Origin of the sequence: Flavobacterium sp. (genome assembly GCF_035456225.1) — a bacterium.
Lineage (GTDB): Bacteria > Bacteroidota > Bacteroidia > Flavobacteriales > Flavobacteriaceae > Flavobacterium.
In genome coordinates this window covers 1-10,716 of record NZ_DATIDM010000145.1, presented here as the reverse complement: position 1 = coordinate 10,716, position 10,716 = coordinate 1, and the positions used below count along the sequence as shown (strand labels likewise).

At 38.4% G+C, this 10,716-nt stretch carries 10 protein-coding genes; 4 read left to right on the top strand and 6 right to left on the bottom strand.

What is annotated here, in order from left to right:
• From VLB74_RS08595 to VLB74_RS08570, 6 genes are all read right to left on the bottom strand, one after another.
• The coding region (locus tag VLB74_RS08595; protein WP_325203045.1) for a DUF4249 domain-containing protein at positions 1–535 on the bottom strand (535 nt) is incomplete at its 3' end.
• Positions 536–550: 15 nt separating this feature from the next.
• Positions 551–3,319: a TonB-dependent receptor domain-containing protein gene (locus VLB74_RS08590; RefSeq protein ID WP_325203044.1), complete on the bottom strand. Its 2,769-nt coding sequence runs from the start codon at positions 3,317–3,319 to the stop codon at positions 551–553.
• Positions 3,320–3,322: 3 nt separating this feature from the next.
• Positions 3,323–4,072, bottom strand: coding sequence for a hypothetical protein (locus tag VLB74_RS08585; RefSeq protein WP_325203043.1), 750 nt, complete (start codon positions 4,070–4,072; stop codon positions 3,323–3,325).
• Positions 4,073–4,245: 173 nt separating this feature from the next.
• The gene (locus VLB74_RS08580) at positions 4,246–6,405 is read right to left on the bottom strand and encodes a polyribonucleotide nucleotidyltransferase (RefSeq protein ID WP_325203042.1); all 2,160 of its coding nucleotides are present in this window, start codon (positions 6,403–6,405) and stop codon (positions 4,246–4,248) included.
• A gap of 140 nt (positions 6,406–6,545) precedes the next feature.
• Complete coding sequence (rpsO, locus tag VLB74_RS08575; protein WP_325203041.1) at positions 6,546–6,815, bottom strand: 30S ribosomal protein S15; 270 nt, start codon at positions 6,813–6,815, stop codon at positions 6,546–6,548.
• 103 nt (positions 6,816–6,918) lie between these two features.
• Positions 6,919–7,374, bottom strand: coding sequence for a GAF domain-containing protein (locus VLB74_RS08570; RefSeq protein ID WP_325203040.1), 456 nt, complete (start codon positions 7,372–7,374; stop codon positions 6,919–6,921).
• A 71-nt stretch (positions 7,375–7,445) separates the two neighbouring features.
• Between VLB74_RS08570 and xrtF the strand changes: the two genes are divergently transcribed.
• From xrtF to VLB74_RS08550, 4 genes are read left to right on the top strand one after another with little or no spacing between them, the layout of a single operon-like run.
• Positions 7,446–8,003: an exosortase family protein XrtF gene (gene xrtF / locus VLB74_RS08565; RefSeq protein ID WP_325203039.1), complete on the top strand. Its 558-nt coding sequence runs from the start codon at positions 7,446–7,448 to the stop codon at positions 8,001–8,003.
• A complete protein-coding gene (locus VLB74_RS08560; RefSeq protein ID WP_325203038.1) occupies positions 7,978–8,421 on the top strand; it encodes an exosortase F system-associated membrane protein in 444 nt (147 codons plus the stop codon). Before xrtF ends, VLB74_RS08560 begins: the two co-directional genes overlap by 26 nt.
• A gap of 33 nt (positions 8,422–8,454) precedes the next feature.
• Positions 8,455–9,312 carry an ATP cone domain-containing protein gene (locus VLB74_RS08555; RefSeq protein WP_325203037.1) on the top strand — a complete coding sequence of 286 codons (858 nt, stop codon included), beginning with the start codon at positions 8,455–8,457 and terminating at the stop codon, positions 9,310–9,312.
• A gap of 3 nt (positions 9,313–9,315) precedes the next feature.
• Positions 9,316–10,674, top strand: coding sequence for an MBL fold metallo-hydrolase (locus tag VLB74_RS08550; RefSeq protein WP_325203036.1), 1,359 nt, complete (start codon positions 9,316–9,318; stop codon positions 10,672–10,674).
• Positions 10,675–10,716 lie beyond the last annotated feature (42 nt).

Below are 10,716 nucleotides of genomic sequence, written 5' to 3'. Positions count from 1 at the left end.
TCCATTTAGGAGTTGTAATTTTTGATGTTTCTTCGTATTCGTAACGGTAATATTTTGAGGTTCCGGTTGGGTCGTAGCTGTTTACGCCGATTTCTACACCTGTTTGCCCGTCTTTGGTAACGACTGTTGTACTCAAACTTTCAATTTCGGTAATCGTGGTCAGGATTTCTTTTGCGGAAGTGTATTCACCACCGTTTGCAGTAGTAACAAATAATTGGTAATGTCTTCCCGGAAGCGCTTGAAATTCGGTGGTAGATTCATAAACATGGTCTCCTTCCGTAAATTGATATTGATTGCCTAAATCGTCTTCTATGCGCACTTCGGCTCCAGATTCAAAGGTGGGGCCATTTTCCTCCAATCGGTATGTTTTACTGACTTTCACCTGTTGTTTTTTCAATTCATTCGTTATTGTCGCTTCAATCACAATAGCTTCTTCGAATGTGTTTGTTTCAATCTGATAGGGTTCGGTACAACTTGTTATGCCTGAAAAAAACAGCAGTACAGCAATGAATCTGAATATGTATGTTGTTTTCATTTGATGTGTTTTTAATTAAAATTTGAAATTATAGGTAATCGTCGGAACAGGAACCGAAAATATGGTTGTTTTATAGGCTTTAATTTCACCATTCTTAGTTACGAAAAACACCGAATACGGATTGTTTCTTCCTAAAACATTATAAACGGATATATTCCAAAAACTGTGTGCCAATTTTTTTATTTTATGATTTCCTTCAATGTTTATCCCAATATCTAAACGGTAATAATCCGGAATGCGGTATTGGTTTCTGTCACTGTACATCGTGTATTCTGCGTTTCCGTAAGTGTATTTCCCTACCGGATAGGTTATAGGTCTGCCGGTTTGGTAAATGAAATTGGTGGAAGCACTATATCGTTTGGTGAATCGATAATTTAAAACGGCGCTCAAATCGTGTGGTTTGTCATAATTGGCAGGAAACCAATTTCCGTTGTTGACTTTGTCGCTCTCAAATTGACTGTCCAGTTTTACAAAGGTTCTTGAATAAGTATAGCCCAGCCATCCGTTGAGTCTTCCCGAGTTTTTTTTCAACAGGAATTCTACACCATATGCTTTTCCTTTTCCTTTTAATAATTGGGTTTCAATGTTTTCATTTAACAATAATTCTGCTCCAACCCTATAATCCAAGATGTTGTTTGTTTTTTTGTAGTATCCTTCCACGCTTACTTCGCAATCTTTTTCGATAAAGTCCTTATACAATCCCAATGAAAATTGATTAGCGTCCTGCGGCGAAACGTTCAGATCGGAAAGCTTCCAGGTATCTGTGGGTGATTGTGTAGTATTGCTGGAAAGTAGATGGAGGTACTGGTACGTTTTGTCATAACTTGCCTTAACGGACAGGTCTTTTCTAAGAAAAAACCGTGCAGAAACTCTTGGTTCGAATCCATTGTAAGTTTTAATGACCTCGTTGTTTCCGAATTCCTTGGTTTCTGTTACCGTAGCGTCAGTAATAGGCGAATTGGTCTGGTAGGTTCTTTGTGTGGAAGGACCCAGTGCAGCATAGAAAGAGTATCGTATTCCGGCATTAACCAATAGTTTTTCGGATACTTTGAAGGAGTCTGAAAGGTATATCCCGGATTCCAGTGCTTTTTCCTTTTCTATGGATACAGGTGTAATTATAGTTCCTTCCCCGGTTGGGTCCAGGTCTCCCGGTTCGATTTGGTATAGTTTTGAACTTAAACCATAACTTATTTTGTGTTTGTCATTTAATGTATAACCGAACTTAAACTGAAAGTGGTTTTCATTGATTTTATAACCGAAATCAAACGATTTTGTAGGATCAGTTGATTTGTCATATTCAATGTTGAATTTATACTGACTGTTTGAGTATAAAAGCGCTCCTTTATGTTTGGAGTTGAAGGAATGACCCCACTTCAATGAGAAAAGACGGTTACTGTATTTATAGAGTGAGTCGGAAGAAACGCTGAACTTGTCATGACTGTAATAAGCTGTGGCTTCCAAGTCGTCTTTTTCGGTTATTTTATGATTGTATTTTATAACGGCATCGTAAAAAGAAGCCTGGCTGTTTTGAAGCGATTTATCGTCAAGTGTTTTTAGGATCCAATCGGAATAGGTTGCCCTGCCTCCAACCAGAAGACTTGATTTCCCTTTGATTATCGGGATACCTACGGTAAGGTTGCTGGTAACAGGCCCGATACCGCCTTCTCCGGTAAGTTTTGTAGTGTTCGCGTTTTTGGTTTTAATGTCAAAAACAGAAGAAAGGCGTCCGCCATATTCGGCAGGAATACTTCCTTTGTAAATGTCGGCTGAACCTACTGTGAATGAATTGATTCCCGAAAAGAAGCCGAAGAAATGAGCCGGGTTGTAAATAACGCCATTGTCCAGGAGGATGAGATTTTGATCGGTTTTTCCGCCACGAACATTAAAACCTGCCGATCCTTCACCAGTTGTTTTTATTCCCGGAATAGTAGTCGCCACTTTAAAAATATCCCTTTCGCCAAGGACCATCGGGATGTTTTTCATTCCTTCAATATCGATGGAGGTAACTCCGGTGTTAGCACTTTTGATGGCTTCACTTTTTTTACCTTTTACGATAACTTCTTTTAACTGATTGACATTCTCGGAAACCGCCAGATCCAATTTGCCGTTACTGTACACCATTACTTTCCGGGTTTCTTTTTTGTATAAAAAGTTGTCGGTTTCGATAATGTTTAAGCCTACAGGCAGCGTTATGGTGTAGAATCCCTGATTGTCTGTAATAGCAGTAGCTTCGTTGTTTTTTGTTTTTATGATTACTTCCGGAAGCGGTTTACCTGTTTTAGCATCTTTTACATAACCCGATAAGGTGTACGTTTTTGCTTTTTGGGTCTTATTTTCTTTTCCTATAAAATTCACCTTGTTTTCGTTGGGATTGAGCTCTTTTTGAAAAACAGGTGCGCTTTGTATAACTACTGTGGTGTTGTTTGTTGTTTTGGTCTTTTCGTCGTTAAAATAATTCTCCGGCAATTTGTCGTAAATCATGCTGTTTTGCGTCAGAATTACTTTTTTGTCGGTTACATAAAAATTGATTTGAGTGTTTTGAAATAACGTGGTTAACACGGTTTCCAGGGTTTCATTTGAAAATCGGTGGGTAATTGGCTCCTGATAATTTTTGAACCAGTCTTTGTCAAAATAAAAAGAGTAATCCGATTCCTGTTCGATAGATTCAATTGCCTTTTCAAGGGTTGTGTTCTCGAAGTTGAAGGAAAATTTCTTTTCTTCAACCTGTGCCGTGGCAATTTGATATACTAGCGCAACCAGTAGTGTAATGAGAATTCTTTTCATTGGTTACTCGACGTTGTTTTCCATTGCATTAGTAAGGTAGGTGATCATTTTTTCGAAAAAGAGGGGTTCGTTTGATTTTAGTAATTTTTTGGAGGAGAAATAAAAATCATTGATTTTTCTTTTGTATTCCGGGAAAAGTCGAATGAGATCTTTTTTCGAACTTATTCTGTTGAATGAATTGTCTTTTTTGATGTAGTATTCATAATTATCTTCGAATTCGTAAAAAACCGAAGAACCTTTCAGTATTTCTCTTTTATCCCGATGGTGTTTAATGTAAAAGATGAAATTTTTACCAGTTACATTTTCTTCATAATAGCCCGGTTTTATTTGGTTTATTTGGAAAAACAGATTGGCAATGTAGATGAATTTCTTATTGTTGACAGTAAAAGAGGTTGTTTTTTCCCGGATCAGTTCAATACCGATTGCGTTGGATTCTTGCGGCCTGTAAATCACAAGGTCTTTGTAGATGTCATATTTGATTGGAATATCGAAATAGAGTTGGTCATTATAGACAATGGAGCTGTTTTCGAATTTTTCCGTTGGATAATATTGGTGTTTGTTGTTTATGATGCGGTATTCATTAATGTGTATAGGACCGTTGTTGATGGCCAGATTCTCTTTTCCGATTGCCAAATCAAATGCTTTGAAAAGTGTTTCGTCGGACGACTGGCCTTGAAGATGGTTCAGATTGAAAAAAACAATGGCGAACGCAATTAATAGTTTTTGTAAATCTCTTTTTGGTTTGGGTTTCATTGGTAATTCGTGCAAAAAAGTATGTATAATTCTTACGCAAATTAAAGATTAATTTAATGTAAAAATGTTAAATGTGATTTTATTTTTGAAAAACTTTGTTGTAATAATGCAAAAAGGAAAACCCTGTTCCGAAGCCGAAACAGGGTTACTATGAATTAATTTTATTAAAAAAATTAACCTTTTTGAGAAGCTTCTTTTTTCTCCTCACGCGGAGGTCTAGGCAATAAAGCTTTTTTAGAAACTTTTTCTTTTCTTGTTTTAGGGTCTACACCTAGGTATTTTACCATAAACACATCGCCCATTTTAACTACGTCGGCAACGTTTTCAGTGCGTTCCCATGCTAATTCCGATACGTGAAGTAATACTTCATTTCCTGGCGCTGCAGTATATTCTACTACCGCTCCGAAATCAAGCATCTTGATTACTTTTACTTCATAGGCTTCGCCCATTACCGGTTTGAAAATGATAGAGTCAATTTTAGCCAATACTGCTGCAATTCCGTCTGGATCTGTTCCTAAAATTTCCACTACACCTTGCTCGTCCACCTCGTTGATAACGATAGTAGTTCCTGTCGCTTTTTGTAATTCCTGAATCACTTTTCCTCCAGGTCCGATTAACGCACCGATGAAGTTTCCAGGGATAGTTCGTGTAATGATTTTTGGAGCATGTTTCTTAACGTCTGCTCTTGGTGTGGCAATCGTCTCGGTTAATTTGCCTAAAATGTGTAAACGTCCGTCGCGTGCCTGATCTAAAGCCTGTTCCATAATGTCGTAACGCAATCCTTCGATTTTGATATCCATCTGGCAAGCCGTAATACCGTCTGCAGTACCGGTTACTTTAAAGTCCATATCTCCCAAGTGATCTTCATCACCTAAAATATCGGATAAAACTGCGAATTTCTCACCGTCAGTAATCAATCCCATAGCAATCCCGGATACTGGTTTTGTCATCTGAACACCAGCGTCCATTAAAGCCATAGTTCCTGCACAAACCGTTGCCATAGAAGAAGAACCGTTAGATTCCAATACTTCTGAAACAATACGGATAGTGTAAGGACAATCAGCAGGGATCATGTTTACTAAAGCACGTTGTGCTAAATTTCCGTGACCAACCTCTCTACGGGAAGTTCCTCTTAAAGGTTTTGCTTCACCAGTTGAGAAAGGAGGGAAGTTATAATGTAAGTAGAAACGCTCTTCGCCTTGTTCTGATGGTGAATCGATTACGTTAGCTTCTCTGGAAGTACCTAAAGTAACAGTAGCCAAAGCTTGAGTTTCTCCACGGGTAAATAACGACGAACCGTGTACTGATGGTAAATAATCAACTTCGCACCAGATTGGGCGTATTTCTGTAGTTTTTCTACCATCTAAACGAATTCCTTTTTCAAGGATTACGTTACGAACCGCTTCTTTGTTGGTTTTGTAGAAATATTTTCCAACCAATCCTGCTAAATCAGCATTAGTGGCGTATTCTTCTTCTGTAAATAAAGCTTTTGCCTCTTCTTTTACGACAGCAAATTTTTCGCTTCTTTCACTTTTGCCTGAAGCTTCTTGTGCAATTGCATAGCACTTGTCGTATGCTGCTGCTTTTACTTTTTTGTAAACTTCTTCATCTTCCACTTCGCCTTCATACGTACGGATTTCTTTTTTACCAAAAGCTTCCTGTAATCTTAACTGCGCCTGAATCTGAACTTTGATCGCTTCGTGAGCAAATTTGATTGCTTCTACCATTTCGGCTTCTGAAATCTCTTTCATCTCACCTTCTACCATCGCAACCGAATCCAAAGAAGCACCAATCATCATGTCGATATCGGATAATTCTAATTGCTCTCTGCTTGGGTTGATAACAAATTTACCGTCGATACGTGCTACACGTACTTCGGAAATTAAGTTGTGGAAAGGAATGTCTGAAACGGCTAATGCGGCTGAAGCGGCTAAACCTGCCAATGCATCCGGCATAACATTATCGTCATGTGACATTAACTGAATCATGATTTGTGTTTCCGCATGGTAATCATCCGGGAATAACGGACGCAATACGCGGTCTACCAAACGCATGGTAAGTACTTCGTTGTCGCTAGGACGAGCTTCTCTCTTGAAAAAACCTCCAGGGAAACGTCCTGCAGCGGCAAATTTCTCACGGTAATCTACTGTTAACGGTAGAAAATCCACTCCTGGATTGGCAGTACGGGCAGATACTGCCGTAGCTAATAACATTGCATCGCCCATACGCACCACGACAGAACCGTCGGCTTGTTTGGCAAGTTTTCCTGTTTCGATTGAAATGGTTCTTCCATCTCCTAAATCGATAATTTCTTGGGTAACTTTAGGAATCATAAAATTTAATTCTTAATTAAACAAAGGGTGTCAGTTGTGTTGTTGTTGTGTGTAGTTGTCTAATACCCAATGAAAAACCAAACTTTTTTCTGTCAAAATATACAAAACAAAAAGAGGCGCGCAGGCACCTCTTCTCATGATTATTTTCTGATGTTTAATTCTTTGATAATCGCACGATATCTGTTGATATCTTTTTTCTTTAAGTAGTCAAGAAGTGATCTTCTTTTACCTACTAATAAAACTAACGAGCGTTCAGTGTTGAAATCGTGACGATTTTTTTTCAAGTGCTCTGTTAAGTGTGAAATTCTGAAAGTGAACAAAGCGATTTGTCCTTCCGCAGAACCAGTGTTTTCAGCTTTTCCTCCGTGTTTAGCGAAGATGTCAGCTTTTACCTCTTTAGATAAATACATGCTAATATTATTAAAATGATTATTATGTAGATTGAGACTATCCCAATACGGGTGCAAAGGTAACTTTATTTTTTAAACTCACAAACAAAATGCCGAAACTTGCTTAAAAAAGTTTTGCAACTTCCTGATTTACAAATTCTAAAAAATCTTCGTCTGCTTTTGTGAAAGGATCCAGAACATGGCTGTCAATGTCTATTTGTCCGATGTTTTTCCCATCGACAAAGAGAGGTACGACAATTTCGGATTTCACCGTAAGGCTGCAGGCGATATAATTGTCCTGTGCTTTAACATCCGGAACTACAAAATTCGCGTTGGATTCGGCTACCTGTCCGCAAATCCCTTTTCCAAACGGAATAACGGTATGGTCGGTTTCGGCCCCAACATAAGGTCCTAAATGTAATGTTCTGGTTTCATGATCGGCAAAATAAAAGCCTACCCAATCATAATAGCTGATAGTGTCGCTCAATAATCCGCACAGGCTTTTTAATTTTTCATCGCGTGAAACACCGTTTTGCGAAAGCAGCTCGGTAACTTTTGGTTGTAATTCCTGAAATGTCATGTTTTTTGGTTTTAAGCAAAAGTATTTAATTGCACTCTTTTAATTTTTATATTTTTGTTAAAATCATTCAAGTGAAAAAACTCTTTTTGCAATACAGGCCTTTTTTTATTTTCCTGATAAAGTTTTTTGTGCTTTATGTTTTTTTAACGGTCGGATACAGATTTTATCTTAGCCAATATGATGTGACTGTTTTTGAAGTGGATGGTTTTACTCGTTCGGTAGCGGTTCAGTCAGAGACTGTGTTGCAGTTTTTGGGTAAGGAAGCTAAAGTAGAGCAGAATGTCTTTGAGCCATGCATGAACCTGATTTATAAAGGGAAATTTGTGGCCCGTATCGTAGAAGGCTGTAATGCTTTGAGTGTAATGATTCTTTTTGCGGCTTTTGTTTTCGCATTTTCCGGCAAATGGATAAAAACTATACTGTATATACTGGCAGGGTGTCTTATTATACATATACTTAATGTTCTTCGGATAGTACTGCTGACCATGGCGCTATACAATATGCCGGAATATGAACATTTGATGCACGGCGTGATTTTTCCGCTGTTTATTTATGCCGTGGTTTTTGTTTTATGGATATTATGGATTCAGAAATTTTCAGGTCATGTTAAAAGAGGTTTTGAGAAATAAAGCTAAAATCGTTTGGATTTTTGTTTTGGTCGCTCTGTTGGCAATGATTCGCTTGTTTGAACAGGATTTGTTTTATGATCCTTTTCTGGGTTTTTTTAAAGACGAATTTCAGAACGCTTCTTTACCGGATTATGAGCCTCTTCCGCTTTTTTTTGGAATGACTCTACGCTATTTTCTGAATTCAGTGCTTTCTGTACTGATAATTTATGTGGCCTTTAAAGATGTTCAGCTCGTAAAGGTTACCTCGGTTTTATACCTTGTTTTCTTTGTTGTATTGATGAGTGTGTTTTTTGGTATTTTGCAATTTTCCGAGAAACCGGATTCGATGTTGTTGTTTTATATTAGACGCTTTCTGATTCAGCCTTTGTTTTTGGTAATCTTTCTTCCTGCTTTTTATTATCAGAGAAAAAACTTCTGAAAAATTCGTACCTTTAGACAAACGAGTTAGTTTATGAAGGTCGTTAAACAATCCGGAGATATAGTACATTTCGATCGGGAGAAGCTCCGTAATTCTCTTATGCTTTCCGGTGCCTCAAAAGAAAAAATAGAAGATATTCTCAGCATCATTGAAAGAGAAATCTATGATGGGATGCCAACGCGTAAAATTTACAAAATGGCATTTCAGCTGCTCAAAAAAACTTCCAAAGCACATGCCGCAAGATACAATTTGAAAACTGCTGTTCAGGCTTTGGGTCCGGCCGGGTTCTTTTTTGAAAAATATATTGCATTGCTGTTCCAGACGGAAGGCTTTGAAACCAAAACCAATATTATTCTTGAAGGGAATTGTGTTTCCCATGAAATTGATATCCTGGTGAAAAAAGGAAATATGATTGCTATGGTCGAATGTAAGTTTCACGGCAGCAGCGAAATTAAATCCGATGTCAAAATCCCGATGTACATCCTGTCGCGTTTCAATGATTTGAAAGGAAAAACACATCCGATCTTCAGTGAAAGTGATAGAATAAACAAATGTTGGGTGATAACCAATAACCGTTTCACCACCGAAGCCATTCAGTTTGGTGATTGTTCCAATCTGAAACTCATCAGCTGGGATTTCCCGATTAAAGAATGTCTGAAATACAAAATAGAGGAAAATGGTTTGTATCCGGTAACCTGTCTGACAACTTTAACATTGAACGAAAAAGAAAAATTACTCATACAGAATGTTCTTCTTGCTTCGGAATTAGTCAATAACAGTCAATTATTGATGGATATAGGTGTCAATTACAGACGGATAAAAAACATTATCAAAGAAGCTTCTGACTTGTGTGAAAAAGCAGGGGATAACCGTTTTATTTTTAATGACTAAACCATGAAGATACAGTTTTTAGGTGCTGCCGGAACCGTAACAGGTTCCAAAACGTTAATCGAATCAAAAGGGATTCGTATTTTAGTTGATTGCGGTTTGTTTCAGGGCGGTAAAGAAATCAGGCAGCTCAATTGGGAGCCGCTTCCGATTTTGCCTTCGACCATCGATTTTGTATTGCTGACCCATGGGCATCTGGACCATTGCGGTTGGCTTCCGCTGTTAATCAAACAGGGTTTTGAAGGAAAGATTTTCTGTACCAGTCCAACGAAAGCCATTACCAGGTTGATTCTGATGGACAGTGCTAAAATTCAGGAAGAGGAAGCGGAAAAAGCGAACAAAGAGCATTATTCCAAACACATTCCCGCGCAGCCTTTGTATACGGTCGAAGACGCCGAGGAAGTTTTGCCTTTTTTCAGAGTAATCCAACCCGATACCTCTTTTGATATTGATGCCGAAATTTCAGCGCGTTATTTTTCGGCAGGGCACATATTGGGTGCTTGTTCAATTGAGTTGTTTATCGAAGGTAAAAGGCTGGTTTTTTCAGGGGATATAGGAAGAGATAATGATGATTTGATGTTTCCTCCCGTGAAACCCAAAGCAGCGGATTATGTTTTTTTGGAAAGCACTTATGGAGATAAACTTCATCCGGATAATGACCCTAAAGCAGAATTGAAGGACTGCATCAATGAAGCTTTTGAAAAAGGGGGAAATGTGGTTATTCCAAGTTTTGCGGTCGAACGGGCGCAGGCCATTATGTATTTAATCTGGCAACTTAAAAAAGCAGGTGAAATTCCGGATATGCCTTACATTATCGATACGCCGATGGGGATTAAGGTAATCGATATTTTTGAAAACAACCGGGAATGGCACAAATTGAAATTGGACGAATGTAGGGAGATGTGCGCCGTTTTTTCAATGATAACCGAATATGAGGACACGATTGCTGCGATTTATGATGACCAGCCTAAAGTTGTGATAGCAGCCAGCGGCATGATTACCGGTGGACGCGTTTTGAGTTATCTCGAGCGTTATATTGTTCGGCCGGAAACAACTGTGATTATAGTAGGCTATCAGGCGGAAGGAACACGGGGAAGAAAATTGCTGGATGGTGAAAAAGAAATAAAAATGTATGGCAAGTATTATCCGGTTGAGGCTAAAATAGTTGAAATAGAAGGTCTTTCGGCTCATGGTGATCAGGATGATTTGTTAAATTGGCTTTCCGAACTGGAAGAAAAACCGCAGACCATTTTTCTGGTTCACGGCGAAACGGAAGCTTTGGTCGCCCTGAAAGAAAAAATAGAAACACGTTATGCGATAAATTGTGAGATACCCTATCAGGGTCAGACAGTTGAAATCAATTAACAGGAATTTATGTTTTTGCAATTGAAAAAAAACGCTACTTTT

What these genes read in the sequence shown, in the direction of transcription:
- VLB74_RS08560 (WP_325203038.1), top strand. Translation starts at nt 7,978, where the DNA reads ATGTTAAAAGAGGTTTTGAGAAATAAAGCTAAAATCGTTTGGATTTTT.
- VLB74_RS08555 (WP_325203037.1), top strand. Translation starts at nt 8,455, where the DNA reads ATGAAGGTCGTTAAACAATCCGGAGATATAGTACATTTCGATCGGGAG.
- VLB74_RS08590 (WP_325203044.1), bottom strand. Translation starts at nt 3,319, where the DNA reads ATGAAAAGAATTCTCATTACACTACTGGTTGCGCTAGTATATCAAATT.
- VLB74_RS08550 (WP_325203036.1), top strand. Translation starts at nt 9,316, where the DNA reads ATGAAGATACAGTTTTTAGGTGCTGCCGGAACCGTAACAGGTTCCAAA.
- VLB74_RS08580 (WP_325203042.1), bottom strand. Translation starts at nt 6,405, where the DNA reads ATGATTCCTAAAGTTACCCAAGAAATTATCGATTTAGGAGATGGAAGA.
- rpsO (WP_325203041.1), bottom strand. Translation starts at nt 6,815, where the DNA reads ATGTATTTATCTAAAGAGGTAAAAGCTGACATCTTCGCTAAACACGGA.
- VLB74_RS08585 (WP_325203043.1), bottom strand. Translation starts at nt 4,072, where the DNA reads ATGAAACCCAAACCAAAAAGAGATTTACAAAAACTATTAATTGCGTTC.
- VLB74_RS08570 (WP_325203040.1), bottom strand. Translation starts at nt 7,374, where the DNA reads ATGACATTTCAGGAATTACAACCAAAAGTTACCGAGCTGCTTTCGCAA.